Genomic DNA, 24,873 nt, shown 5'->3' with positions numbered 1-24,873 from the left:
CGCAAAATTTATGCATTGGAGAGATCATGTTGCACTCCAGACGCCTTCTTTACATCAACGAGATCGCTCGTTGCGGTTCGATCCGCAAGGCGGCCGCGCGCCTCAACGTGGCGTCTTCGGCGGTCAACAGGCAGATTTTGGCGCTGGAGGAGGAGATCGGGGCGCCGCTTTTCGAGCGGCTGCCGCGTGGCTTGCGGCTGACGGCTGCCGGCGAACTCTGCATCGAGCATATCCGGGACGTGCTGAAGAATTACGAGCGCCTGGAGGGGCGCATCCGCAGCCTCAAGATGCAGCAGGCGGGAAAGGTGCGCATGGTGACGACCGTTGGGCTTGCCGCCGGGCCGCTGCCCGAAATCATCGCGCGCTTTCTTTCAGAACATCCGCGCGTCTTCGTCCAGCTGCGCAACGATACCGGCGGCACGACGGCCAGCCCCGTTGTATCAGGCGAAGTGGATATCGGTCTCGGCTTCAACATCCCCGCCACGCCGGGCATCCGCACGCTTGGAAATTTCGATATCCCGATCGGTGTCGTGCTGCCGCCGGGGCATCACCTGATCGGTCCCGGACCGATCAACCTCGCCGATGTCACCCAGGAAAAACTGGTTCTGGCGCAGCCGGGCACCAGCCTGCGCGAGGTGATCAACCTTGCTTTTGCGCGCCTGCCCATCCCGGTCGAGCCGGTGCTGGAAACCAATGCATCGGAGATGCTGAAACAGCTCGTCAAATGCGGCACGGGGCTGACGCTGCTCAATCCGCTCGACGTCATCACCGAATGCCGGCGCGGTGAACTGGTCTTCCGGCCGATCGCCGAGCCGCATGCGCGTTACCAGCAGATGAAGCTGTTTGCCCGCGCCCGCGCGCCCCTCGACGCGGCCACCAGCCTTTTCGTCGAATATCTGCTCGCCGAACTGCTCGGCCTGGTGCAGGAATTGCAGGCCAAGGGTCATATCCCACCGGATGTGAAACCCGCGGCTGAGCCTATTTCACATAGAGATTCGAAAGCGGATAGGCCTTGAGATCCTGGAGCAGCTCGACAAACCCCTTGACCTGATGGCGGCAGATCGCCTCGCCCTTTTCGGCTTTGGCGATCGAGGCATCGCCGACAACGCCGAAGGGATTGAGGTCATGCGCGATCCAGGCCAGCGAATGCGGCGGCAGAGGCTGAAGAAATTTGGATTGCTCCCGCATCCCTTCGGCCTTCGAGGTAAAATTTTGGGCCTTGTCCATGCGCACCAGTTCGGGGCGGAAGTGCAGCATCAACGACGTCTCGACATCGCCGCCGTGGATGCCGTATTTGCTCTCGTGATCGCTGACCATACCTTCCGGATGACCGAAACGGCCCCATTGGGTAGAGACCACCGCCATTTGATGGCGCACGCGCAGTTCGCGCGCGACGATGCTCATGATGTCGACATTGCCGCCGTGGGAATTGACGATCACCATCTTCCGCAGCCCGGCTTCGGCAACCTTCGCACCAATCGCCGTCCAGACGGGGATGAGCAGCTCGGCACTGAGCGACAGCGTGCCGGGGCCGTAGATGTGTTCGTTGGCCTTGCCGATCTCCTGTGTCGGAAGCACCAGGATATCCAGATCCTCCGGCCGCTGCCTCTTCAGCTCCGCCAGCATGCCGGTCGCGATGGCGACATCCGTTGCGATCGGCAGATGCGGGCCGTGCTGTTCCGTCGAGGCGATAGGCAGAACGGCAATCGTGGTCTCGGGGGAGAGGCCGGCAAAATCGTATGTATTGAGCTCGTTCCAGTAAAACGGCGTAGCCATGCGGTCTTCCCTTTTCGTCACCTGCTTCGATAGGGAGTAGGGAATAAAGATAAGCCGGAAAAGCATCATTTTTTGCGCATGGCGCTGCTTTTTTTCGTACGCATCAGCGGGCGTGACTCCTCCGGCGTAGGCACGGTCGGCAACCGCATCGACGAGACGCTGCGCCGACGCTTCCGCATCCAAGGCAACTTCATTGAATATGTGGCTCGCAGCCTCGACGTCGATACGCCAGACGATATCGTGGCCGCCGGTGGCGCAATGAAGAACTAACTCGCGGGATGGCAGCGAGATGGTTCGCCCTATCTGATGACCGTTGCATTCGATCTGGAAGCACCACGCCTAGAGCGCCGCGCGTCTTTCAGACGCGTTAAGGGCGCTCTATCTCTTTGAATTTGCGCATAATCCTCTCCGAAATTCGGTTCCGATTTTCGGGGTTATGCGCTTGAGTCTTATCTGGCCGCCATGCTCGCGACCAGATCGCTGAACCTCTCGCCCTGAATGCCGACGTGCCCCCGCAGCAGCCGGCGGGCCTCATCTCCATCTCCGGCAAAGATCGCATCGACGATGGCGCAATGCTCCAAGAAGGACGTCGACAGGCGGTTGCGCACGCGCAGTTGGAGGCGGCGATAAGGCCGCAGGCGCCGATGCAATTGCAGACATTGCTGCTCAAGGAAATCGCTTCGGCCGGCGGCGTAGATGGCCTTATGGAACTCCTCATTGTCGTAATAATAGGCATCACTGTCACCGGCAGCGGCTGATTGCTCACAGCGGCCGTGGGTGGCCGTGATCGCTTCTCGAGAGGTCTTGTCCAGCCGCCGTGCGGCGAGCGACCCGGCCAGGCCCTCCAGTTCCGCCATAACTTCGAACATCTCATAGACGCGGTGCGGCCCCGGATCGATGACAACAGCACCTCTGCGCGGTCGAATTTCGATGAGACCAATGGCATCGAGCTGCATCAGCGCCTCGCGCACCGGCGTGCGGGAGACCCCGAAACGCGTCGCAAGCACCGTTTCGTCGAGCCGCTCACCGGGAGAGAACTCGTTGGAAAGAATTGAATTTTCAATCTCATCCCGAAGCCATCGGCCGACATTCTCGGACATTCGTTTCACTTTCCTCATACACAAATGCTATTCTTGTATACACGATTGTTGACCTCGTGTACGAAGAGTGGCATTCTACATACTACCGGTGAAACCCGAGGATGGGAAGCAGCCGTCAAAAAGGTCCGCACCTGGCTGGCCGGCGGAAGAGAGGAGAAATGGCATGTCTGAGGCTTCCTTCTTCACCGACATGCTGCAGAGCATCACGGATCGCGGACGCCAGCTCCTGTTTTCCGGCGCGCGCGCCACGCAGGTCGCAGCCAAGGTCGATCTCCAGACACTCTGTGAAATGCTGCTGTCGAGCCGGGGCGAGGCCTCGGGCATGGCGCTTGCCGCCGAGATACTCGATCGCTGGGGCGCACTCGAGAGCGAGGGCGCGCAGAAATTCCTGCTTATGCTGCATGAAAAGTTCGGGCCCGACACGACCAAGCTCGACCAGGCAATTGAAAATTACCGCGCTGACAGAAGCTCTGCCGCGATCATTGCTCTCCATCAGGCAGCCGAGCCGCGGCGACAGGAGCTTTTGCGCCGATTGAACCACGCGCCGAACGGCACCGCCAAGCTGGTCCGGATGCGTCAGCAGCTGCTTGCTTCCAAAGACCAATCCGCAGGTTATCACGCGCTTGACGCCGACTTCACCCATCTGTTCGGCTCCTGGTTCAATCGCGGCTTCCTGACGCTGCGCCCGATCGACTGGACGACACCGGCTTACATCCTTGAAAAGATCATCAAATACGAGGCCGTGCACGAGATCGCCGGCTGGGAGGAGTTGCGCAGGCGGTTGGCGCCGGCCGACCGCCGATGCTTTGCCTTCTTCCACCCCCGACTGGCCGACGAGCCGCTCGTGTTCGTCGAGGTGGCGCTGACAAGATCGGTGCCGAGGGCGATCGGGGATGTGCTCGACGAGGGCAGGGAGCAGATCAATGCCGACGAGGCAACGACGGCTGTCTTCTATTCGATCTCCAACTGCCAGGATGGCTTGCGCGGAATCTCGTTCGGCAACTTCCTGATCAAGCAGGTCGTCGAAGACCTGCGCAGAGACCTGCCCGGTCTGAAGAATTTCGTCACGCTGTCGCCCGTCCCGGGCTTTGCCCGCTGGCTTGCCAAGGCGCGCCCGGAAACGCTGACGGCGCTGGACGATCCGAACTGGCCCGACGACAAGAAGACGGCGACCGAAGTGGAGCGCGTGCTGCTGCCTCTTGCGGCGCGCTATTTCCTGGTCGAACGGACGCCGGAGGGCCGCCCCGTCGATCCTGTCGCCCGCTTCCATCTCGGCAACGGCGCTCGACTTGAAAGACTGAATTTTCTTGGCGACCACTCGACCAAGGCGATGCAGCAGGCACACGGCCTGATGGTCAACTATCTCTACAAGCTCGACGACATCGTGGCCAACCACGAGGCTCTGGCGCAGCGCGGCGAGGTGATTGCCTCGCCTGCTGTCAAAAGCCTGCTCAACCAGAACGACGAAAGCCGCAGCGGCGGCAATGGCCAGCAAGGCTCCCGGCCATTCGCACAGATAGTGAATTCAACACTTGGAGGAGGGCGAAAGTGAGCAACCATCTTTTCGACGCCATGCGGGCCGCCGCGCCCGGTAACGCACCATTCATCCGGATCGATAACACGCGCACATGGACCTATGACGACGCCTTCGCTCTTTCCGGCCGCATTGCCGGCGCGATGGACACGCTCGGCATTCGCCCCGGCGACCGCGTTGCGGTGCAGGTCGAGAAAAGTGCCGAGGCATTGATCCTCTATCTCGCCTGTCTTCGAAGCGGCGCCGTCTACCTGCCGCTCAACACCGCCTATACGCTGGCTGAGCTCGATTACTTTATCGGCGATGCGGAGCCGCGTTTGGTGGTTGTTGCGTCGGCTGCTCGAGCGGGCGTGGAGACAATCGCCAAGCCCCACGGTGCGATCATCGAAACGCTCGATGCTGATGGCAGTGGCTCGTTGCTGGATCTCGCCCGCGATGAGCCGGCCGACTTTGTCGATGCCTCGCGCTCCGCCGATGATCTGGCGGCGATCCTCTACACGTCCGGAACGACGGGACGCTCCAAGGGGGCGATGCTCACGCATGGGAACCTGCTCTCGAACGCCCTGACCTTGCGAGATTTTTGGCGCGTCACCGCCGGCGATCGACTGATCCATGCCTTGCCGATCTTCCACACGCATGGACTGTTCGTCGCCACGAACGTCACACTGCTCGCCGGCGCCTCGATGTTCCTGCTGTCGAAGTTCGACCCGGAGGAGATCCTGTCGCTGATGCCGGAGGCAACGATGCTGATGGGCGTGCCGACCTTCTACGTGCGCCTCCTGCAGAGCCCGCGCCTCGACAAGCAAGCGGTCGCCAACATCCGCCTCTTCATTTCCGGTTCGGCTCCACTGCTTGCAGAAACACATACCGAGTTCCAGGCACGTACCGGTCACGCCATTCTCGAGCGCTACGGCATGACGGAAACCAATATGAACACGTCCAACCCTTATGAGGGGAAACGGATTGCCGGAACGGTCGGCTTCCCGCTGCCTGATGTGACGGTGCGCGTCACCGATCCCGCCACCGGGCTCGCGCTGCCGCCCGAACAAACCGGCATGATCGAGATCAAGGGGCCGAACGTTTTCAAGGGCTATTGGCGCATGCCCGAAAAAACCGCGGCCGAATTCACCGCCGACGGTTTCTTCATCAGCGGCGATCTCGGCAAGATCGACCGCGACGGTTATGTCCACATCGTCGGCCGCGGCAAGGATCTGGTGATTTCCGGTGGATACAACATCTATCCGAAAGAGATTGAGGGCGAGATCGACCAGATCGAGGGTGTAGTTGAGAGCGCTGTGATCGGTGTGCCGCATCCCGATTTCGGAGAAGGCGTAACGGCCGTCGTCGTGCGCAAGCCCGGCGCTGCCCTCGATGAAAAGGCCATCGTCAGCGCCCTCCAGGACCGGCTCGCGCGCTACAAACAACCCAAGCGCATCATCTTTGCCGAAGACTTGCCGCGCAACACGATGGGTAAGGTTCAGAAAAACATCCTGCGGCAGCAATACGCCGATCTTTATACCAGGATGTAAGGCGACCGCGCTCTCTGGGAGGAGGAGAGTGCGTCGACATCCCGCATCAATCTTGAAAACAGCAACTGCGACGCGGAGGCGTCGGAGGGAGGGGAATCATGGGTATTGAATTACTGTCCATAGGCCTGCTGATCGCCATGTTCATCATTGCGACGATCCAGCCAATCAACATGGGTGCGCTCGCTTTTGCCGGCGCCTTCGTGCTCGGCTCCATGATCATCGGGATGAAAACCAACGATATATTTGCCGGCTTTCCGAGTGATCTGTTCCTGACGCTCGTCGCCGTCACCTACCTCTTCGCCATAGCGCAGATCAACGGCACGATCGACTGGCTCGTCGAATGTGCGGTCCGCCTGGTGCGTGGGCGGATCGGCTTGATTCCCTGGGTGATGTTCCTTGTCGCCGCCATCATTACTGGCTTCGGTGCACTTGGGCCTGCTGCGGTCGCCATTCTCGCACCCGTCGCGTTGAGCTTTGCCGTGCAGTACCGCATTCATCCGGTGATGATGGGTCTGATGGTGATCCACGGCGCGCAGGCAGGCGGCTTCTCGCCGATCAGCATCTATGGCGGAATCACCAACCAGATCGTTGCGAAGGCCGGCTTGCCTTTCGCTCCGACCTCGCTGTTTCTTTCCAGCTTCTTCTTTAACCTGGCAATCGCGGTGCTGGTCTTCTTCGTTTTCGGCGGCGCGAGGGTGATGAAGCACGATCCCGCATCACTTGGCCCCTTGCCCGAACTCCATCCCGAGGGCGTATCGGCGTCGATCAGAGGCCACGGCGGCACGCCTGCAAAACCGATCAGAGAGCATGCCTATGGTACGGCGGCCGATACCGCGACGACGTTGCGTCTGAACAATGAGAGAATTACCACCTTGATCGGCCTGACGGCGCTCGGCATCGGCGCCCTGGTTTTCAAGTTCAATGTTGGCCTCGTCGCCATGACCGTCGCCGTCGTCCTCGCGCTGCTGTCACCGAAGACCCAGAAGGCCGCAATCGACAAGGTCAGTTGGTCGACCGTGCTGCTGATTGCCGGCATCATCACCTATGTCGGCGTCATGGAAAAGGCCGGTACGGTCGACTACGTGGCGAATGGCATATCCAGTCTCGGCATGCCGCTGCTGGTAGCGCTCCTGCTTTGCTTTACGGGCGCCATCGTCTCGGCCTTTGCTTCCTCGACCGCGCTGCTCGGCGCGATCATCCCGCTTGCCGTTCCGTTCCTCCTGCAAGGGCACATCAGCGCCATCGGTGTGGTCGCGGCGATCGCCATCTCGACGACGATCGTCGACACCAGCCCATTCTCCACCAACGGCGCCCTTGTCGTCGCCAATGCGCCGGACGACAGCCGTGAGCAGGTGTTGCGACAGCTACTGATCTACAGCGCCTTGATCGCTATCATCGGTCCGATCGTTGCCTGGTTGGTGTTCGTCGTGCCCGGGCTGGTTTGACGACGGGCTGCTCCCAGCGAAAAGTGTGCCGAGCCCTGTTCGGCACACTTGGAGACCGTGGATGTCCCCGATCACGGAAACGGGGAAAAACGTTTTCAAGGGAGAGCGATCCCTTCTGCCGGCGTGAAGCGGGCGGCCAGCTCATGCCAACTAGAGGGACGTCTTATCATTCGGCGCCTTAGCGCAGTTTCTCAACGGCGACGGCAAGACACGCCTTGAACGCCGTGAGATCCGTATAGAGCGCATCCCGCGCCGCGTCTCCGATGATGAGGACGCCACCGCGCCGCTCAATCCCGGCGTGCAGCATCAGATTGTCGGCCAGGCCGAAATCCTCGATCGCAATTCCATTCGGGTCCCGCAGTCGACCTTCAGCATCATAGGCGACGGCCCCGCCATAAAGATCGCTCACCCGCCCGCTGTGATCGCGGGCCACATTCGTATAGGCGAACACAGGCTTACCGCTTGCGCACATAAAGCCGAGTTCGAAGGCCGTCCCTGTATCCGCGGCAATGCCACGAAAGGGCGTCAGATTGGCGATGATCGCGTCAGCCTCAATCATCATCTTCTCGTCCACCGCGTTTATCGCAGCCGCCCGCTCTCGCTTCGAGTTCGTGTGCGGGATTTCCAGATCGCCGGGCGAGAGGGGGATAAGTCCCGCCTCACGGGCAAGTGCCGCCTTGCGGTCGAGCATTTCACGGGCGTTGGGAAGGAAGACCTCCGGACCGGCGAGATAAACTTTTTTTGTCATAGAATCGCACCTAAAAGGGATGGGCTTGGCATCAAAATACCTCCCTCGCTCTACAGCGAAGTAGGATCACAATCCAGTGGGCGAAACCGCCCATGCCGCAGCGCGTATCTGCACGCGTAGAGATCACGCCGCCGTGCTGCAGATTGTAAGTGCAGCATAGGCAACGCGGTGCCATCGCCACGTCAGGCCTGCTCGTGCTCGATGTCGATGTTGGCGGCGCGGCCCCGCTCGACGTCAACACGGTGCGCAATGAACTGCCCGCGGCGACTGAGCGGGGAATCAAACACCTCATTCCTGTCTGCGTAGGCTCCCCAACATAGCCTTGAACCCCGCGACCGCCCGCTTCGAAACCGCCTCCGGATTCTCCGCATTGGCGATCCACAGCGCCATATGGCTGCTGGCGCCGTTGATGAGGCGAGCGGCGGTTTCGGTGTCGATGTCGATGATCTCGCCATCGGCCTTGAGACGGTCGAGGCTGCGAGAGAGGGCGGCGATACAGCCGGGGGTGTTCTGCCATTGCGAGATATCGCCGAGTACGGCAGGGCCATCGCGAAACATGATGCGCTGGATTTCGGGCTCAAGTGCCATTTCGATATAGGCGGAGCACTCATCGACAAAGCCCTGCCAGCGCGTGGGAGCGGCGGCCGAGACCTCATTCAGCCGTTCAGTCATTTCCGCGTCGATTTCCATGATGACGGCCTGGAGCAGGCCCCTCTTGTCACCGAAATGGTGATACAGGGCCCCGCGCGTCAGTCCCGCTTCGCCGGTGAAATCGTCCATCGAAGCTTCCGCGTAGCCGATCGTGCCAAAGGCGCGCCGCCCCGCTGCGATAAGTTTGCCGCGGGTCTCTGCGATCATCTCCTGGCGCGGTTTGCGCATGGCTACTCCTTTGACATACGCCGCGTATCTTTTTCATTGACATACGGGACGTATGCATTATCTAGACACATACGCTTCGTATATAAGTGTTCTATCCGATAGCTGGAAGGATCGTCCCATGTCAAATCCGTATAAACAGATATTCGCGGCACCTGGGGCCAAGGGCTTCTCCGCAGCCGGCTTTTTCGCACGCCTTCCCATCGCCATGGCGCCGATCGGCATCGTCGCCATGCTCTCCCAGGCACATGGCGAATATTGGCTGGCAGGCGCCGTGTCGGCGACCTATGCGCTCACCAATGCGGTGATCTCGCCGCAGATTTCGCGAGCGGTCGACCGGCTGGGCCAGACGGCAGTGGTCGTTCCCACAACCATCGTGTCAGTACTGGCGTTCATCGCGCTGATAGCCGCTGCCAACCAGAATTGGCCGGTGTGGACGCTGTTCGCCTCGGCCTTCCTCGCGGCGGCCATGCCAAGCATCCCGGCGCTGATGCGGGCGCGCTGGACGGAACTCTTTCGCAACAAGCCCGAGCTCAACACGGCCTTCGCGTTCGAAAGTGCCGCGGACGAACTAGTCTATATCGCCGGCGCCTCGCTGTCCGTCGGGCTTGCCGTCGCCCTATTCCCGGAAGCCGGCATGATGGTGAGCACAGCTTTTCTAGCGCTAGGAACGGCCGCCTTCATCGTGCAGCGCGGCACCGAGCCGAAGGTGCGGCATGTCGCCGGCGCAGCTCCGGTCGGCTCCGCGATCCGGCAGCGTCCGGTGCAGATGATCACACTCGCGCTGATCTTCGTCGGCGCGATCTTCGCAACCGCTGAGGTGAGTGTTGTCGCCATCACCAAGGAGCTTGGTCAGCCGAATGCGGCAAGCCTGGTCATCGGTGTCTATGCCCTCGGTTCCTTCCTAGTGGGTTTGACCCTCGGCGCGCTTAATCTGCGCATCCCCTTGCATCGTCAGTTGCTGATCGCTGTTGCGATCCTCGCACTGACCTCGTTGCCGCTTCTCGTCGCCGGCAGCTCGGTAATGCTGCTTGCTGTCGCTGTCTTCGTCAGCGGCATCGCGATCTCGCCGACCTTTATAACTGCCTTCGGACTGATTGAGCGTCGCGTACCGGAATCGGTGCTGACGGAGGGCGTCACCTGGGTCATGACCGGCATCGGCATCGGTATGGCGCTTGGTGCCTTCGTCTCGGGCTGGGTCGTCGACAGCTACGGTCCCCAGAGCGGATTCTGGGTGTCTGCGGCGGCCGGGATGGCGACCGTCCTTATCATTGCGCTTGGTCAGCGTACCCTCTCGGGAGAGTGCACCGACGGGGAAGATTGCGCGATGCTGGAACCGGCGCAGTAGCAGGGCGGGCGGTAGACAGGAACGAAGCAGGAGGGTTCACCGGCCAACGGTTCGAGACCGTTCAAGGCGGAAGGCAGTGGGTTAAGCCGCTTTTCGGGAGAACTCACGAGCTAAGTCGAGAAATGCTCTGACGCCAGCCGATAGATTTCGGCGTCCAGGATAGTAGAGGCATAGGCCTGGATAGGGCGGCGTCCAATCTTCTAGAACACGAACAACGCGCCCCGCCTTTATCTCCGAGAGTATGTCTTGTTCAAAGAGGTAGCCCACGCCGGCGCTTTCGAGCACGGCAGTCCGCGTAAGGCTGGCCTCATCGAGTGCGATTGGCCCCCGTACATCTATCTGCACCGGCTCGCCGTCTTTTTCGAACCGCCATCGAAATAAGGAGCCGTCAGGCAGCCGCACGCGGATGCATCTGTGATTGAGAAGATCCGGAGGCACTATGGGCCTACCGTGCTTCTTGAAATACTCAGGAGACCCGACGACAGCGTGTCGCTGAGGCAGCCCGAGCGAAACGGCAATCATGTCGGTGGGAACGAGGCCTTCAACCCTGACGCCCAGATCGAACCCGTCCTTGACGATATCGACCATTTTCCCCTCGGTAACGATATCGACATTCATGTCCGGATAGCGGCGCAGGAACTCCAGCACGAGCGGTGAGATGATGGCGCGCGCCGCAAATGGCGCTGCGTTGATCCGTATTGTTCCGGAAGGAGTCTCGCGATGGGAGCGCACCAGATCCAGAGCAGCATGGAGCTCCTGAAGCGAGGGCGCGACCTGCTGCACAAACAACCGGCCGGCGTCCGTCAGCGAGACACTGCGGGTGGTGCGGTTGAACAACCGCACGCCAAGTCCCGCCTCGAGCCTGCTTATCGTGTGGCTCAACGCGGTCGTGGACATGCCGAGATCAATGGCCGCTGCTCGAAAAGTCCCGCGCCTAGCAATTGCAATGGCCGCTTCAAGTTCCTTCAGGCTGGCTAGCTCCATTGTCCCGACCTGTTCATCATCGCATGCCGGTTTATCCCACTTATTTATGCAATGGTCGAGGGATAAGTATCGGTTAGGTTATGAGGAGAACACAATGGATATGCCCGGTATCATTAACACGTACTTTGAAGCAGACCGTCGCAATGACGCGAATGCGCTGCTGGACACCTTTGCGGTCGAAGCCTTCGTCGAAGACGAACGAGCGCGCCATCAAGGCGTCGCCGCAATCCGAGAATGGTGGGTGGCTGCGAACAAGGCGGCTCAGTACGTTGCTGAACCTTTGGAATGCACGGTCGACTGTGACAAAGCGCTCATCCGAGCCAAGGTGAGCGGCCAGTTTCCCGGTAGCCCGGTGACCCTCACCTACGACTTTGCCATCAAAGACGGCAAGATCGTCAGCCTGGAGATCCAATAATGACTGACTTTCTCAATTTGGAAGGCAAACGCGTCCTCATCACGGCTGGGACCAAAGGTGCCGGCGCTGCGACCGTCAGCCTGTTTCGGGAGCTCGGCGCAGAGGTGCTGACGACAGCGCGGGCCCGTCCGGAAAACCTACCGGAAGAACTGTTCGTCGAAGCAGATCTGACCACCGAGGAAGGCTGCGCAATCGTCGCAGGCGCCGTGCGTCAACGTCTCCGCGGCGTCGACGTCATCGTCCATATGCTAGGCGGCTCTTCAGCAGCCGGAGGTGGATTTTCTGCACTGTCGGACGACGACTGGCATAAGGAGCTGTCGCTCAATCTGTTTCCGGCTGTCCGACTGGATCGGCTGCTCGTTCCGGACATGGTCACCCGAGGAAACGGTGTGGTCGTGCACGTTACATCCATCCAGAGGGTCCTGCCGCTTCCGGAATCGACGACTGCCTATGCTGCAGCCAAGGCAGCACTTTCCACATACAGCAAGGCGATGTCGAAGGAAGTGTCGCCAAAAGGTGTCCGGGTCGTTCGGGTGTCGCCTGGCTGGATCGAAACGGAAGCCTCGGTCCGTCTTGCCGAGCGTCTGGCGAAGCAGGCGGGAACTGACCTTGAGGGCGGCAAAAAGATCATTATTGATGGGCTGGGCGGCATTCCGCTCGGTCGTCCGGCAAAACCGGACGAGGTCGCAAACCTAATTGCCTTCCTCGCCTCCGACCGCGCTGCGTCGATCACTGGTACTGAATATACGATCGATGGAGGGACAGTGCCAACAGCCTAGGCGCCGACATGCACGGCAACTCAGGTCGGCGCATCCCACCCGCCGATCTGGGAATAGATCGCGTTGCGGAGATGACGGACGTCGCGGTTCAGAGCGCCCAATTCCTGTGGCGTCTGGGTCGAGGCAGCAAGCAAGGTGTCGCTGAGACAACCAGCCTTGTGCTGCAATGCCCGGCCTTCGTCGGTCAACGCAATCAACACCTGGCGCTCGTTGCTCAGGTTTCTGGTCCTGCGCAGCAACCCGGATGTCTCAAGGCGCTTCAATAGCGGCGTCAGCGTGCTGGATTCCAGGGCAAGGGCGTTGGCAATGGCACCGACCGTCTGCCCATCTTCGCTCCACAACACATTGAGCACGAGGTACTGCGGGTACGTCAGGCCCAACTCGTCGAGAAGAGGTTTGTAGGCGCGCTGGATTGCAATTCCGGCAGTGTAAATCGCGTAGCACAGTTGGTCGTGCAGGGGGGGTGGGTCGTTATGGCGTTTGGTCATTCTGAACTCCTGTAGATCTCCATATACCCTATGCAATAGCAAAATTAAATATCGCGATAAGAATTATCTTGACGCGCAATCTGAAGTCTGCCAGCTTATATATACCGCGATAACAGTTATCGCAATTACCGAGGAGACAGCCATGCCACGCAAGACCACGACCACCATAGCCGCAATTGCTACTGCAGCCTCACTGTCCGCCGCCGCATTGCCGGCGAACGCCGCGGACACCATCTCTCAAGGCCAATCCGTCAGAAATGTTGTGCTCGTCCACGGCGCCTTTGCGGACGGTTCTGGCTGGAAGGGTGTTTATGACAACCTCACCAAGCGGGGCTATCGCGTTACCATTGTCCAGAACCCCCTGACATCTCTCGAAGACGATGTCGCAGCCACCAAACGTGCGCTGGAACGGCAGGATGGTCCGGTCATTCTCGTTGGACATTCCTGGGGCGGCACGGTCATCACGGAAGCTGGCATTGATGCAAAGGTTGCAGGCCTCGTTTACGTCTCGGCTCTCTCTCCTGATGCAGGCGAGACGACGGCTCAACAATACGAAGGATTTGCTCCCGCATCGGAATTCGTCATCGAGACGACGAAGGATGGTTTTGGATATGTCAGCCCGGAAAAGTTCAAGGCTGGCTTTGCTCATGACGTCAGCGATGCTGATGTTGCGTTCATGAGAGACGCGCAAGTCCCGATCAACATGTCGGCGTTCGGCACGAAGCTCGAACATGCTGCCTGGCACACCAAGCCCAGCTGGGCTGTGATTGCTACCGAGGATAGGGCATTCGATCAGGCCATGCTGATCCACATGGCCGAACGCATCAAGGCGAAGATCACCAAGGTTTCGGCAAGCCACGCCCTGTTCATGACGCAGCCGAAGGTGGTCGCGGATACCATTGATCAGGCCGCCAAGGCCTTCTCGGCGAAGAAGTAGTGACAGACGCAGTTTCATCGGGACAGCCGGCACTGTCCCGATGGCGAAGAGCAGCGCCCGTCGAACCGAGCGAGGTCGGGCCGAGCAGATGAAGGCCGCACGATCTCGGCCTAGGATCCATTGCCCGCATTCGCCCCGGGATCCTCAGCACTTTCGCTATTATTTTGAATCCATTCACGGAGGTAGTCACGTGAAGCTGAAAAGTCATGACCAGAATGCACCCAAAAATCCGCCCATTCCTCAGAGCGAGGTCGGTGATGTTTTCGACTTCATCGTCTGCGGCGCCGGGTCCAGCGGCTCCGTTGTTGCCGCGCGACTGGCAGAGGATGGAAACGCAAGCGTCCTACTGCTCGAGGCAGGCGGGGACGATGCGGCCGAGAGCGTTACAAACCCTACGCAGTGGCCGCTCAATCTCGGCTCGATCCGGGACTGGGGTTTTGTCGGACAACCGGCACCTGGCCTGGACGGTCGACGTCTTCCTCTCAGCATGGGCAAAGGGCTCGGTGGCGGTTCGAGCATCAATGTCATGGTGTGGGCCAGAGGACACAGGGGAGATTGGGACCACTTTGCCGCTGAAGCCGGCGATGACGCGTGGGGCTATCAGTCAATCCTCGGCTACTATCGCCGGATCGAAGATTGGCAGGGCGCTCCGGACCCAACGCGTCGCGGCGTGGGAGGACCCGCCTACGTAGCGCAGCCGCAGGCGCCCCAACCGATCGCAGAGGCCTTGTTGAGTGCGGCATCCACTATCGGCATTCCCGTCTACGATAGCCCGAACGGTGAAATGATGGAGGGGCCAGGAGGGGCATCGATCGCTGAACTGCGGATCCGGGATGGCAAGCGGGAATCTGTGTTCGGATCCTATGTCCGTCCGCTCATGTCGCGCCCAAACCTGACTGTGCTGACCTACGCACTGGTCACGCGCCTCATCTTCGATGGCAAGCGCGTGACGGGGGTCGAGGTTCTCGTCGATGATCAGCGACGTCAATTCACGGCGCGTTGCGAAACGGTACTGTCGCTAGGCGCGATCAACACTCCGAAAGTGTTGATGCAGTCGGGCATAGGTCCGGAAGACGAGCTGCAAGCCCATGGCATTCCCGTGGTTCAACACTTACCTGGCGTTGGGCGCAATCATCAGGATCACCTCGCATTCGGCTGCACCTGGGCATATCGAAAATCAGAAGCCGTCGGTGGTAGCGGCTGCGAAGCAAAACTCTACTGGAAAAGCGACTCGCGTCTTGCGCAGCCGGACATTCTTCAGTGCCAGTTGGAGTTCGCTGTGCCGTCGCCGATCGAGACGGGCCTCGAAACGCCGGAACATGGCTGGACGATGTTTAACGGTCTCGCCCAGCCAAAAAGCCGTGGTCGATTGCGGCTCTCCGGCCCCAATACGAATGACCCTATCCTGATCGAACCGAATTCACTCAGCGCGCCGGAAGACATGGCGGCCGCCTTGGCTGCGGTGGACTTGTGTCGCGAACTCGGAAACAGCGATGCTTTCACGCCACTGGTGACAGGCGAGGCGGCTCCGGGCGCGCGCGACAGATCAGGGATGATCGACTTTATCCGGCGTTCGGCGGTCACCTACTGGCATCAGTCCTGCACAGCCAAAATGGGACGTGACAGCAGGTCTGTGGTCGACAGTGAGCTCAAGGTGTACGGTATCGATGGCCTTCGCATCGCAGACTCCTCGATCATGCCGCGTATCACCACCGGCAACACCATGGCGCCTTGCGTTGTCATCGGAGAGCGGGCGGCCGATCTGATCCGGGACATGCATGGCCTTACGGACTCGAGCGGAGGGTTCAATCAGCCCATCTGACGAAGAGATTTATGTGGAGATCGGCGGCCAGCATACGTGGGCCGCCGAGCTTTTTGTTCGCCTCGCGCCATATTGGTGCAAGGCGACCAACCTCACGGCACCTGCGCCCCACTCACCGCAACGTACACCGCATAAACCGACCGCGTCGCCGCAATAAACAGCCGGTTGCGTTGGGGGCCGCCGAAGGTGAGGTTGGCGACGGTCTGCGGTACGCGGATCTTGCCGATCAGTTTGCCGGTCGGGTCGAAACAATGGACGCCATCGGCAGCACTCGACCAGAGGTTTCCGTTGACGTCTGTGCGAATGCCGTCCGGAATGCCGTTGTCGATCAGGCAGAAGACGCGGCCGTTCGCGAGCCTTTTGCCGTCGATCACATCGAAAGCGCGGATGTGACGCGGCAGGCTTTCGTCATGGCTGGCGGCCGAGTCCGCCACGTAGAGGATTGTCTCATCGGGCGAGAAGGCGAGGCCGTTTGGCTGAATGAAATCCGTGACGACAGCCGCAATTTCGCCGGTCGTCGAATCGAGCCGGTAGACGTTGCGGGTCGGCTGCTCCGGCTCGGCGCGATAGCCTTCATAGTCCGACATGATGCCGTAGGTCGGATCGGTGAACCAGATCGTGCCGTCGGATTTTACCACCACGTCGTTCGGCGAATTGAGCCTGGCGCCTTCGAAACGGTCGGCGAGCACGGTGATTGCGCCGTCGACCTCGGTGCGGGTGACGCGGCGCGTTCCATGTTCGCAGGAGATCAGCCGACCCTGCCGGTCGCGCGTATGGCCGTTGGTGAAGTTGGAGGGTTGGCGATAGATTGAGACGCCGCTCTCAGGCGTCCATCGCAGCATGCGCTGGTTGGGAATGTCGCTCCACAGCAGCTGGTTCGCGTCGTTGAACCAGACGGGACCCTCCGCCCAGCGGCAGCTTGAATATAGCTCGTCGAGACCGGCGCTGGTCACGATCATCTGCCGGAAGCGCGGGTCGTGGATTTCGTAGATGCTGGCCTCGGCCATGGCGGTCTTTCCGTTTATCGCATGCCGGCCCGGCGGCCGCCGGCGAGCATGATGACGCTGATGATGATGAGGCCGGTCATGATCAGGCGGATGCCCGCGCCGAGCCCGTAAGTGTTGAGCATGGAGACGACCAGGAACATGAAGAGCGATGCGCCCCAGATGCCCGGTACGTTGGAATCACCGCCGGCGACCGCCGTGCCGCCGATGACGACGACGGCGATCGACATCAAGAGATATTCCGAGCCCATGTTGAGCGCGGCGCCGCCGGAAAAGCAGGCGAGCAGATAGCCCGCGACCGAGGCAAGAACGGCGCAGAAGAGGTACGTGACGAAACGCGTGCCGTCGACCGGAATGCCGGCCATGCGGGCTGCCGGCATGCTCTGGCCAATCGCCGAGATCCAGCGCCCGTAGATCGTCTTTTCGAGCAAGAACCAGGCCAGCAGCGAGATCAGGAGTGCTGCGATCGCCACATTCGGCACGCCGAGCGTGTGCGACGTGGTGAATTCCGCCAGCACGCTCGGAGGCTTGATGCGCAGTCCCCGGTTCGTCCAGATCGCGGCGGACTGCGCGATGAAGCTCATGGACAGTGTGGCGATGATCGGCGGAATGCGCAGCGCCTTGATAAGTGCATAATTGCCGAGGCCGACGACAAGGCCGATGACGATGGCGACGAGAAGGCCGGGCAGGATCATGCCGTTTTCGACATTCATCAGCTTCAACGCCACCGTGCCGGCAAGCGTCATGGTGGCGGGAACCGAGAGATCGATGTTGCCGGGGCCGAGCGTGATGACGAACATCTGGCCGATGCCGACGATGACCGAGAAGGCCGCGAAGGTGAGGGCTGCCTGCGACAGGCCAGGCGTGCTGGCGCCGAGCGTCACCATGATCGTCAGAAACCAGACGACAAAGGCGGCAAGCCACGACCAGATCCAGGGTTTGCGAAAGAGGCGAAGGAGAGGGGTCATCGGCGCTTTTCCCGCTTCTCCAGGCGGTTCAGCATCAGACGAAGTGCGAGCACGATGATCAGGATCGCGCCCTGGGCCCCGATCTGCCAGTCCGGCGAGATCCGCAGGAAGGACAGGAACGAGCCGGCGAGCGTCAGCGTCAGCGCGCCGATGACGGCGCCGATCGGGGAGACGCGGCCGCCGATGAACTCGCCGCCGCCAAGGATCACGCCGGCGATCGACAGCAGCGTGTAGCGCAGTGCGATATTGGCATCGGCCGAGGTGGTCAGGCCGACAAGGGCAATGCCGGCGAGCACAGCAAAGAGGCCGGCAAGCCCATAGGCGGCAGCGCGCGCCGCGACAATCGACCAGCCGGCGCGCTCGACCGAGCGCTGGTTGCCGCCAATGCCGCGCATCAGCACGCCGAGCGAGGAGCGCATGATGAGGAGATGGGCAACCACGGCGATGACGATGCTGGCGACGATCGCCATCGGCGCCAGCGGCGGCTTGACGGTCATCAGCCAGCGGACCCAATCGGGCGCCTGCCCGCCCGGTGCCGGCAGCAGCAATACGGCAAGGCCACCCCAGACGAAGCTCATGCCGAGGGTCACGACGATGGAGGGCAGGTCGCGCAGATAGATGACGACGCCAAGCGCCGCATAGGTTGCGATCGCGCCGGCAAGGATCAGCACGCCGGTCACCGGGGCATCCCGCAGAAAGGTTGCGGTGACGCAGGCGACGAAGCTGACGAATGTGCCCATCGAGAGATCGAGATCGTTGACCGCCATCACGATCATCTGGGCGATCGTCGCAAGCGCGATCGGCACAGCCAGGTTGAACAGCAAATTGAGCCCGACATAGCTCATGGCGCGCGGCTGCAGCCAGAAGACGGCGGCGAGCAGCAGCGTCAGCGACAAGGCGGGAATGGCAAGACGCATGGCGTCGGACGACAGCCGGACCGTCATGCGGCGACCCCTTCGAAGGAGGCGGCGATGATATTCTTCTCGTTGACGGCGTCGCCGGCGAGTTCGGCCGTGATGCGGCCTTCGCGGAAGACATAGACGCGGTCGCAGAGGCGGACCTCGTCCATTTCGGTCGAGTACCAGATGAAGGTGCGGCCATGCGCCGCTTCCTCGCGGATGATCGCGTAGACCTCCTGCTTGGTGCCGACATCGACGCCGCGCATCGGATCGTCCATCAAGACGACAGGCGCGCGTGTCGCCAGCGCCCGGGCAAAGAGCACCTTCTGCTGGTTGCCGCCGGAAAGCGAGAGGATACGATTGTCCATGTCGGGCGTGCGGATCTCGATCCGCCGCTTCCAGTCAGCGCCCTTCGTCTCCTCTTCGCCCGCGAGGATGAGGCCGCGCCGGGACAGGTCACCGAGCGAGGCGATGGAGAAATTGCGCAGGATGCTCCACAGCTCGAAGACGCCGTTGAGGCGTCGGTCGCCGGCGACGAAGGTGACGAGCGGATCGCGCTCCGGCAGCCAGTTGCCGGATTTGGCGGCATGCAGGGCGAGCAGCAGCTCGGTCTGCCCGTGGCCGGCCAAACCCGCCAGTCCGATGATCTCACCCTTGCGCGCCGCAAAGGGCAGGCCTTTCGCCTGATGGGAGAGAATGAGCTGGGCAGTGGATTGTTCGCGCGCCGAGCGCTGCTTGGTCTCCTCTTTCGCAACGGTGCCCATCGCTTCCACCAGGCCGTGATGGTCGAAGCCCTGCGCCGGGCGCTCGGCGACGACACGGCCATCCTTCATGACGACGATGCGATCGGAGGTTTCGAGGATCTCGTGCAGGATATGCGAGATGAAGATGACGGACCCGCCGGTCGCGATGAAGCGGCGAACATAGTCGAGCATCTGCCGGGCAAGGCTTGCATCGAGCGACGAAGTGGGTTCGTCGAGGATCACCAGACGGGGTGCAATGCCGGCGTCGGAAAAGGCCATTGATATCTCGACCATCTGCCGCTCGGCGATCGAAAGATCGCCGACGGTCCGGCTGCTGTCGATGCCGTGGCCGGGAAAGACGGCATCGAGGCTTTTCTCGATGATCTCTGCGGCGCGCCTGCGCCAGCCGAAGCCGCCGAGATGGCGATGCATGATGCGCGTGTTCTCGACGATCGAAAGGTTGGGGCAGAGCGAAAGCTCCTGGAAGACGCAGCGCACGCCGCGGGCACGCGCCGCGTTGATACCGTAGCGCTCCAGCCGCTCGCCGTCGCTTGCCACACTTCCTTCGTGCGGCGTGAGGCCGCCGTTGATGACGCTGACGATGGTGGACTTGCCGGCTCCATTGTGCCCGACGAGCCCGACGCATTCGCCCGGCATGACGCGGAGGGTCACGCCATCGAGTGCCCTGACCGCGCCGAAGCTCACCTTGGCGCCATCGACGGCGATCACCGCCTTCAAAACCTCATCCATGCTGCCCGCCATGCCTGCTTGCAAAAAATGCCGCGCGGCCATCTGCGGCCGCGCGGCAGTCGCCGGGAGATTTACTTTGCCGACTCGATGACCTTGATTGCGTCTGCCTGCGTGTATTCCACGTTGGCGACGCCGCCGGCCTGGGTATTGGCGAGATTGGTTTCTAGATTATCCTGGTCGATGCGCAGGAAGGGCACGACGAGGTCCTTTTTGACTTCCTTGCCGTCGAGGATCTGCTGCGCCACCCAGAAGGCAAGCGTCGAGACGCCGGGCGCGATGGACACCGACATGGTCTCGTAGCCCTTCGCGTCCTTCTGCTCCTTCCACCATTTCAGCTCGTCTTCGCGGTTGCCCATGATGATGATCGGCATCTTCCGATCGGTCGCGGCAATCGCCTGAGCGGCGCCATAGCCGTCGCCACCCTGCGTCACCACGCCGGCGATGTCGGGCAGGCTCGGCAGGATGCCGGCAACAGCCTTCTGCGCCACGTCCTGCGCCCAGTCGCCGTGAACGGAGCCGACAATCTTGAACTGCGGGAACTGCTTGACGCCGTCGTGGATGCCGGCCGAGATCTCGTCGTCGACGAAGACACCGGCAAGGCCGCGGATCTCGAGCAGGTTGCCACCGTCCGGGATCTTCTTCGACAGGTACTCGACTTCGCTGCGGCCCATTTCCTTGAAGTTGACGGCGATGCGCCAGGCGCAGGGTTCGGTCACGATGCCGTCGAAGGAAACGACGGTGATGCCGGCGTCGCAGGCTTCCTTGACCGCACCATTCAGCGCCGTCGGCGAGGCGGCGTTGAGCACGATGGCGTCATAGCCCTGCAGGATCATGTTCTGGATCTGAGCGGCCTGTTCCGTCGCCTGGTTCTCAGCAGTGGTGAAAGGGTCGGCTGCGGCAACGGTGCCAGCCTTCACGGCTTCACCCGTCACCTTGCCCCAGCTCGTCAGCATGGCCTGGCGCCACGAGTTGCCGGCATAGTTGTTGGAAAGAGCGATCTTCTTGGCCGACGTATCGGCAAAGGCGGAAACGGGCATCGCGGCGCAAGCAATAGCGGCCGATGCCAGAAGCATCTTACGGATTGTCATGTCTTCCTCCCTGATGATCGCGCTGGTCGGCGGATCGCTTCACTCCTGCCGGCCCAATTGGGTCCGAGTGAAAATTGTTCTTGCACTGAGCTTCCTCCTCTCAGTAAGGGCAGGATGCGGGAGATCGATCGGCCTGTACAGGGGCAAGGCGGCAAGTCGTTTGCGGGATTTGCGCAACAAGCTGCGGGTTTACGCAAGACGGCGACGCGTCCGCGGGCGCTTACTGGGAAGGAGACGCTGCGGGTTGAGGAGCCTGCTGCGGCCTCGGGGAGGAACTGACGATGCTGCATCTCGTACCCGCAGCCATGTTCGACCACTATCTCGGCATTTCCCGGCTGCTCGCGGGCCAGCTCGACTTCCGCTCGGCTATCCGTTCCGTTGCGGCCGAGGTCGCCCATATCATCCCGCACGACCATCTCGATGTTTGCGTGCTGCTTGAGGGCGGCAACTACCACACGGCCTATGAGACGGGCATCGAGACCGCCTGGGGCGGCCTTGCCGGTGCTCCTGTTGTCAACAGCCCCATCCGCTCGCTGCTCTGGGGCGAGGTGGATTTTCTGCTGGCGGACGACGCCATGACCGACCCGCGTTTCCACTTCGAGGGCGCGTTCAAGCGGCCGATCGTCGAACAGTCGCTGAGGAGCCGCTTGCATGTGCCCATGAAGGTGCAGGGCACGATCATCGCGGCGCTCTCCTGTTCGTCGCACAGGGCGGGCGTCTATACGATGGAGGATATCGAACGCGCCCGTATTATCGCCGACCTGCTGACGCCCTATTTCTTCGCGCTGCAAGCGGCTGAGCAGGCGCAACGCTCGGCCATTGTCGAGGCAGAAGCCCGCGCCCGCGAGGAGGGCTTGCGGCAAGGTGCGCTGAAGCTTACCGAAGCCCTGGAGCAGGAACGCCAGCGCATCGGCATGGACTTGCACGACCAGACGCTCGCCGACCTGACGCGGCTCGCCCGCCGGATCGATCGGCTGTCGCGCAACGGAGAGGTGGCGCCCGAGGCGCTGGAGCCGATCTCCCGTTCCCTGCAGCATTGCATGCAGGATCTGCGGCAGATCATCGAACAGGCAAAACCCTCGGTGCTCCAGCTCTTCGGCCTCGCCCAGGCGATCGAGCATCATCTGGACCGATCGACCCGCGACAGCGGATCGGGGATCGAATGGGGCCTTGTCGACGAAACGCACGGCGCACTGGAGCGACTGGAACCGACCGTCAGCGTCGCGCTGTTCCGAATCGCGCAGGAGGCGATCAACAATGCGGTGCGCCATGCCGCCCCGCTCGCCGTCACCGTGCGGCTCGAGGCCGATGACGACCGGCTATCGATCGAAATCTCCGACGACGGAACCGGCCTCACCAAAGCGCGGGGACGGATCGGCGGTGGCATCGACAATATGAAGACCCGTGCGCGGCTGATTTCGGCGCGGTTCACGACCGGGCCGGGCCACAACAATCGCGGGACTGCGGTGCGCGTCGTGCTGCCACTCGTACCGCACGACCCGGCAATCGGGCCAAACTGAGGAGGAGGGCACCATGAAGGTTCTGATCGTCGAGGACGACCCGCTGCACCGGTCCTATCTGCACGAGGCGGTCAACGCAGCTCTGCCGGAATGCGACACGGTGATCGAGGCGGAGAACGGAACCGTCGGCGAGAAGCTCGCCCGCGACCACAAGTCGGCGCATATCGTCATGGACCTGCAGATGGCGAACCGCAACGGTATCGAGGCGGCGCGCACCATCTGGAAGGAGCGGCCGGAAACGCGCATCCTGTTCTGGTCGAATTACTCGGATGAGGCCTATGTGCGTGGCGTCTCCCGCATCGTGCCGGATGGCGCCGCTTATGGCTATGTGCTGAAATCCGCCTCCGATGAGCGGCTGAAGCTTGCGCTGCGCTCGATCTTCATCGAGAGCCAGTGCGTCATCGACCGCGAGGTGCGGGGCCTGCAGCAGAAGAGCCTCGGCCAGACGAACGGCTTCACCGATTCTGAATACGAGATCCTCGTCGATATCGCGCTCGGCCTCACCGACCGGGCCATCGCCAAACGTCGGGGCCTGTCGCTGCGCAGCGTGCAGAACCGTCTGCAGCAGCTTTACGATAAGCTCGACGTCTACCAGAGCGCCGGTGACGACCACGAGGACGGCCGCTTCAATCTGCGCGCCCGCGCCGTCACCGTCGCTTTCCTGCGCAAACTCCTGAATTACAGCGCTCTGGAGCGGGCGGAGGCAGAGCTGCAGGAATGGCTTGAGGGAAAGTAGTTTCCGGACTTGCGCGAAATGACAGGGGATCAGAGACGTGGGCTGCGGCCACTGCCTTTCACGGCGCGTGAGCCAGCGCGATTGCATCGGCAGCTTCCTCGCAGCGATCGCTGAGTGTGCTCGTCGCCACTCGAATATGACTGCTTGGCAAGACGGAGAATTTGTTGCCCGGGTTGACGGCGATGTTGCGTGCGGCGAGCGTCACCATCGCGAATGGTTCGGAGACGACGGGCACCCAGAGGCACAGGCCCTGGCCTGGCGGTATCGGTATTCCCCGTTCGCTGAGCGCTTCGGCAAGAGCGTCGCGCCTCTGCTGATAGATCTCGCGCGCCTCGCCGATAAGCTGCCAGGTTGCCGGATCGCGCAATAACCAGGCGGCGGCACTTTGCAGGATACGGCTGGTCCAGCCGGCACTGAAGGAGCGGTAAGACTGGATCTGGTCGACGATAGCCGCGGAACTCGACAGGACCGCGAGACGCAGATCCGGGCCGAGGCTTTTCGAGAGTGACAGGATATGGATCGTCCGCTCCGCAAATCGGCCACCGAGCGACTGCGGAGGTGCCGCCGACACGTCGCCGACGCCATCGTCCTCGATGACAAGCGTATCGCTGTCTTCCAGCACATCTCCGAGCTGATCGAGGCGGGATGAACTGACCGTAACGCCGGTCACGGAATGCAACCGCGGCTGGAACAGGAAGGCCGCGGGACGTTGCCGCAAAGCTTCGCGCAGCGAATCCGGCAGGGGGCCTTCGCCGTCGCAGGCGACAGGAATGATTTTCACGCCGAGATCTTCCAGAATATCGAGCAGTCGCATGGCGGTCGGATGTTCGATCGCGACCGCCGAGCCCGAGGAGACCAGCGCATGCAATATCGTATAGACGGCGTTGTAACCGCCATTGGTGGCCAGAAAGGCTTCCGCCTCATAGGGCCATCGCTCTGAAACGGCGTCCTTCAACTCAGGTACGATCCGGCTCCGCTCATAGCTGTTGAGATCGTCGACGGACGCGCCATAGGCCATTGCTTCGGCCAGGCGGGGAAGAAGTGCTGCATCCGGCCCGGCTAAGGTAAGGTCGAGCACACCTTCCCTATAGTTTCCCGAGCTGGCGAGGCGTTCCGGCTTGGCGACAAAGCGGTCGCCGCTGACCCAGGTGCCGTTGCGCCCCCGGCCGCTGATGATCTTCTGCCGCCGCAATTCGCTCCAAGCTTCGGAGATCGTCGCCGGACTGACATGCAATTCGTAGGCGATATCGCGGATCGCCGGCAGGCGCGTGCCGATGGGCAGGACACCGGCACGGATCAGCGCGCTTGTTTCGAGAGCGATCCCCCTGATGCTGCGATCGGCTATTTTTTCGGCAAACCAGGAGGCTTCGACCGCGTCGCCCAT

24 protein-coding genes are annotated in these 24,873 nt (G+C 61.6%); 12 read left to right on the top strand and 12 right to left on the bottom strand.

Going from position 1 to position 24,873, the window contains the following annotated elements; translation table 11 throughout:
- The first annotated feature begins 26 nt into the window (after positions 1–26).
- Positions 27–1,016: a LysR family transcriptional regulator gene (locus AB8B31_RS24530; RefSeq protein ID WP_018516813.1), complete on the top strand. Its 990-nt coding sequence runs from the start codon at positions 27–29 to the stop codon at positions 1,014–1,016.
- Here AB8B31_RS24530 and AB8B31_RS24525 read toward each other — a convergent pair.
- Complete coding sequence (locus tag AB8B31_RS24525) at positions 979–1,845, bottom strand: creatininase family protein (protein ID WP_020572897.1); 867 nt, start codon at positions 1,843–1,845, stop codon at positions 979–981. The genes AB8B31_RS24530 and AB8B31_RS24525 overlap by 38 nt on opposite strands.
- 9 nt (positions 1,846–1,854) lie before the next feature.
- Here AB8B31_RS24525 and AB8B31_RS24520 point away from each other — a divergent pair, with 9 nt between their 5' ends.
- A complete protein-coding gene (locus AB8B31_RS24520; protein WP_018516811.1) occupies positions 1,855–2,046 on the top strand; it encodes a hypothetical protein in 192 nt (63 codons plus the stop codon).
- A 179-nt stretch (positions 2,047–2,225) separates the two neighbouring features.
- On the opposite strand, the gene AB8B31_RS24515 is transcribed toward AB8B31_RS24520, so the two are convergent.
- Positions 2,226–2,876, bottom strand: a complete 651-nt coding sequence (locus AB8B31_RS24515; RefSeq protein WP_026188687.1) for a GntR family transcriptional regulator — start codon at positions 2,874–2,876, stop codon at positions 2,226–2,228.
- 163 nt (positions 2,877–3,039) lie between these two features.
- On the opposite strand from AB8B31_RS24515, the gene AB8B31_RS24510 reads away from it, so the two are divergent.
- From AB8B31_RS24510 to AB8B31_RS24500, 3 genes are all read left to right on the top strand, one after another.
- Positions 3,040–4,428, top strand: a complete 1,389-nt coding sequence (locus AB8B31_RS24510; RefSeq protein ID WP_018516810.1) for a malonyl-CoA decarboxylase — start codon at positions 3,040–3,042, stop codon at positions 4,426–4,428.
- Positions 4,425–5,939 carry a malonate--CoA ligase gene (locus AB8B31_RS24505; RefSeq protein ID WP_018516809.1) on the top strand — a complete coding sequence of 505 codons (1,515 nt, stop codon included), beginning with the start codon at positions 4,425–4,427 and terminating at the stop codon, positions 5,937–5,939. The genes AB8B31_RS24510 and AB8B31_RS24505 overlap by 4 nt, the downstream gene beginning before the upstream one ends.
- Before the next feature lie 98 nt (positions 5,940–6,037).
- Entirely contained in the window at positions 6,038–7,384 is a 1,347-nt protein-coding gene (locus AB8B31_RS24500; RefSeq protein ID WP_018245582.1) for an SLC13 family permease, read from the top strand.
- 178 nt (positions 7,385–7,562) lie between these two features.
- On the opposite strand, the gene AB8B31_RS24495 is transcribed toward AB8B31_RS24500, so the two are convergent.
- A complete protein-coding gene (locus AB8B31_RS24495) occupies positions 7,563–8,132 on the bottom strand; it encodes a nucleoside 2-deoxyribosyltransferase (protein WP_018516808.1) in 570 nt (189 codons plus the stop codon).
- Positions 8,133–8,420: 288 nt separating this feature from the next.
- Positions 8,421–9,011, bottom strand: a complete 591-nt coding sequence (locus AB8B31_RS24490) for a TetR/AcrR family transcriptional regulator (protein ID WP_026188688.1) — start codon at positions 9,009–9,011, stop codon at positions 8,421–8,423.
- 118 nt (positions 9,012–9,129) lie between these two features.
- On the opposite strand from AB8B31_RS24490, the gene AB8B31_RS24485 reads away from it, so the two are divergent.
- Positions 9,130–10,356 (top strand): MFS transporter, encoded by a 1,227-nt coding sequence (locus tag AB8B31_RS24485; protein ID WP_018516807.1) that lies wholly within the window; start codon positions 9,130–9,132, stop codon positions 10,354–10,356.
- An 81-nt stretch (positions 10,357–10,437) separates the two neighbouring features.
- Here the strand turns inward: AB8B31_RS24485 and AB8B31_RS24480 are convergent, their stop codons facing one another.
- Positions 10,438–11,340, bottom strand: a complete 903-nt coding sequence (locus AB8B31_RS24480; protein WP_018516806.1) for a LysR family transcriptional regulator — start codon at positions 11,338–11,340, stop codon at positions 10,438–10,440.
- Between the two features lie 94 nt (positions 11,341–11,434).
- On the opposite strand from AB8B31_RS24480, the gene AB8B31_RS24475 reads away from it, so the two are divergent.
- Positions 11,435–11,755 (top strand): nuclear transport factor 2 family protein, encoded by a 321-nt coding sequence (locus tag AB8B31_RS24475; protein WP_018516805.1) that lies wholly within the window; start codon positions 11,435–11,437, stop codon positions 11,753–11,755.
- Entirely contained in the window at positions 11,755–12,534 is a 780-nt protein-coding gene (locus AB8B31_RS24470; protein ID WP_018516804.1) for an SDR family oxidoreductase, read from the top strand. The genes AB8B31_RS24475 and AB8B31_RS24470 overlap by 1 nt, the downstream gene beginning before the upstream one ends.
- Before the next feature lie 20 nt (positions 12,535–12,554).
- Here AB8B31_RS24470 and AB8B31_RS24465 read toward each other — a convergent pair whose 3' ends face one another.
- Complete coding sequence (locus AB8B31_RS24465) at positions 12,555–13,022, bottom strand: MarR family winged helix-turn-helix transcriptional regulator (RefSeq protein WP_018444716.1); 468 nt, start codon at positions 13,020–13,022, stop codon at positions 12,555–12,557.
- Between the two features lie 142 nt (positions 13,023–13,164).
- Here AB8B31_RS24465 and AB8B31_RS24460 point away from each other — a divergent pair, with 142 nt between their 5' ends.
- The gene (locus tag AB8B31_RS24460) at positions 13,165–13,959 is read left to right on the top strand and encodes an alpha/beta fold hydrolase (protein WP_018245590.1); all 795 of its coding nucleotides are present in this window, start codon (positions 13,165–13,167) and stop codon (positions 13,957–13,959) included.
- Positions 13,960–14,149: 190 nt separating this feature from the next.
- Positions 14,150–15,781, top strand: coding sequence for a GMC family oxidoreductase (locus AB8B31_RS24455; protein ID WP_018516803.1), 1,632 nt, complete (start codon positions 14,150–14,152; stop codon positions 15,779–15,781).
- A 92-nt stretch (positions 15,782–15,873) separates the two neighbouring features.
- Here AB8B31_RS24455 and AB8B31_RS24450 read toward each other — a convergent pair whose 3' ends face one another.
- The 5 genes from AB8B31_RS24450 to AB8B31_RS24430 all read right to left on the bottom strand — a co-directional run bounded on the left by AB8B31_RS24450 (position 15,874) and on the right by AB8B31_RS24430 (position 21,233).
- Positions 15,874–16,788: an SMP-30/gluconolactonase/LRE family protein gene (locus AB8B31_RS24450; RefSeq protein ID WP_018516802.1), complete on the bottom strand. Its 915-nt coding sequence runs from the start codon at positions 16,786–16,788 to the stop codon at positions 15,874–15,876.
- A 14-nt stretch (positions 16,789–16,802) separates the two neighbouring features.
- Positions 16,803–17,753: an ABC transporter permease gene (locus AB8B31_RS24445; protein WP_439007535.1), complete on the bottom strand. Its 951-nt coding sequence runs from the start codon at positions 17,751–17,753 to the stop codon at positions 16,803–16,805.
- Positions 17,750–18,697: an ABC transporter permease gene (locus tag AB8B31_RS24440; protein ID WP_018516800.1), complete on the bottom strand. Its 948-nt coding sequence runs from the start codon at positions 18,695–18,697 to the stop codon at positions 17,750–17,752. Before AB8B31_RS24440 ends, AB8B31_RS24445 begins: the two co-directional genes overlap by 4 nt.
- Complete coding sequence (locus AB8B31_RS24435) at positions 18,694–20,145, bottom strand: sugar ABC transporter ATP-binding protein (RefSeq protein ID WP_032990289.1); 1,452 nt, start codon at positions 20,143–20,145, stop codon at positions 18,694–18,696. Before AB8B31_RS24435 ends, AB8B31_RS24440 begins: the two co-directional genes overlap by 4 nt.
- A 71-nt stretch (positions 20,146–20,216) precedes the next feature.
- On the bottom strand, positions 20,217–21,233 hold the full coding sequence (locus AB8B31_RS24430; RefSeq protein ID WP_018245596.1) for an ABC transporter substrate-binding protein: 1,017 nt from the start codon (positions 21,231–21,233) through the stop codon (positions 20,217–20,219).
- Between the two features lie 281 nt (positions 21,234–21,514).
- On the opposite strand from AB8B31_RS24430, the gene AB8B31_RS24425 reads away from it, so the two are divergent.
- On the top strand, positions 21,515–22,753 hold the full coding sequence (locus AB8B31_RS24425; protein ID WP_018245597.1) for a GAF domain-containing sensor histidine kinase: 1,239 nt from the start codon (positions 21,515–21,517) through the stop codon (positions 22,751–22,753).
- Between the two features lie 13 nt (positions 22,754–22,766).
- Positions 22,767–23,489, top strand: a complete 723-nt coding sequence (locus AB8B31_RS24420) for a response regulator transcription factor (protein ID WP_003562390.1) — start codon at positions 22,767–22,769, stop codon at positions 23,487–23,489.
- Positions 23,490–23,547: 58 nt separating this feature from the next.
- Here AB8B31_RS24420 and AB8B31_RS24415 read toward each other — a convergent pair whose 3' ends face one another.
- On the bottom strand, positions 23,548–24,873 hold the full coding sequence (locus AB8B31_RS24415; RefSeq protein WP_026242327.1) for a PLP-dependent aminotransferase family protein: 1,326 nt from the start codon (positions 24,871–24,873) through the stop codon (positions 23,548–23,550).

It is taken from the genome of Rhizobium sp. 62_C5_N11_2 (genome assembly GCF_051811185.1).
Lineage (GTDB): Bacteria > Pseudomonadota > Alphaproteobacteria > Rhizobiales > Rhizobiaceae > Rhizobium > Rhizobium leguminosarum.
This window is presented reverse-complemented; position numbering and strand designations above follow the sequence as displayed.

Coding starts and splice junctions, on each gene's coding strand:
- AB8B31_RS24530 (WP_018516813.1), top strand. CDS start 27: ATGTTGCACTCCAGACGCCTTCTTTACATCAACGAGATCGCTCGTTGC.
- AB8B31_RS24525 (WP_020572897.1), bottom strand. CDS start 1,845: ATGATGCTTTTCCGGCTTATCTTTATTCCCTACTCCCTATCGAAGCAG.
- AB8B31_RS24520 (WP_018516811.1), top strand. CDS start 1,855: ATGGCGCTGCTTTTTTTCGTACGCATCAGCGGGCGTGACTCCTCCGGC.
- AB8B31_RS24515 (WP_026188687.1), bottom strand. CDS start 2,876: ATGTCCGAGAATGTCGGCCGATGGCTTCGGGATGAGATTGAAAATTCA.
- AB8B31_RS24510 (WP_018516810.1), top strand. CDS start 3,040: ATGTCTGAGGCTTCCTTCTTCACCGACATGCTGCAGAGCATCACGGAT.
- AB8B31_RS24500 (WP_018245582.1), top strand. CDS start 6,038: ATGGGTATTGAATTACTGTCCATAGGCCTGCTGATCGCCATGTTCATC.
- AB8B31_RS24495 (WP_018516808.1), bottom strand. CDS start 8,132: ATGACAAAAAAAGTTTATCTCGCCGGTCCGGAGGTCTTCCTTCCCAAC.
- AB8B31_RS24490 (WP_026188688.1), bottom strand. CDS start 9,011: ATGCGCAAACCGCGCCAGGAGATGATCGCAGAGACCCGCGGCAAACTT.
- AB8B31_RS24485 (WP_018516807.1), top strand. CDS start 9,130: ATGTCAAATCCGTATAAACAGATATTCGCGGCACCTGGGGCCAAGGGC.
- AB8B31_RS24480 (WP_018516806.1), bottom strand. CDS start 11,340: ATGGAGCTAGCCAGCCTGAAGGAACTTGAAGCGGCCATTGCAATTGCT.
- AB8B31_RS24475 (WP_018516805.1), top strand. CDS start 11,435: ATGGATATGCCCGGTATCATTAACACGTACTTTGAAGCAGACCGTCGC.
- AB8B31_RS24470 (WP_018516804.1), top strand. CDS start 11,755: ATGACTGACTTTCTCAATTTGGAAGGCAAACGCGTCCTCATCACGGCT.
- AB8B31_RS24465 (WP_018444716.1), bottom strand. CDS start 13,022: ATGACCAAACGCCATAACGACCCACCCCCCCTGCACGACCAACTGTGC.
- AB8B31_RS24460 (WP_018245590.1), top strand. CDS start 13,165: ATGCCACGCAAGACCACGACCACCATAGCCGCAATTGCTACTGCAGCC.
- AB8B31_RS24450 (WP_018516802.1), bottom strand. CDS start 16,788: ATGGCCGAGGCCAGCATCTACGAAATCCACGACCCGCGCTTCCGGCAG.
- AB8B31_RS24445 (WP_439007535.1), bottom strand. CDS start 17,753: ATGACCCCTCTCCTTCGCCTCTTTCGCAAACCCTGGATCTGGTCGTGG.
- AB8B31_RS24440 (WP_018516800.1), bottom strand. CDS start 18,697: ATGACGGTCCGGCTGTCGTCCGACGCCATGCGTCTTGCCATTCCCGCC.
- AB8B31_RS24435 (WP_032990289.1), bottom strand. CDS start 20,145: ATGGATGAGGTTTTGAAGGCGGTGATCGCCGTCGATGGCGCCAAGGTG.
- AB8B31_RS24430 (WP_018245596.1), bottom strand. CDS start 21,233: ATGACAATCCGTAAGATGCTTCTGGCATCGGCCGCTATTGCTTGCGCC.
- AB8B31_RS24425 (WP_018245597.1), top strand. CDS start 21,515: ATGCTGCATCTCGTACCCGCAGCCATGTTCGACCACTATCTCGGCATT.
- AB8B31_RS24420 (WP_003562390.1), top strand. CDS start 22,767: ATGAAGGTTCTGATCGTCGAGGACGACCCGCTGCACCGGTCCTATCTG.
- AB8B31_RS24415 (WP_026242327.1), bottom strand. CDS start 24,873: ATGGGCGACGCGGTCGAAGCCTCCTGGTTTGCCGAAAAAATAGCCGAT.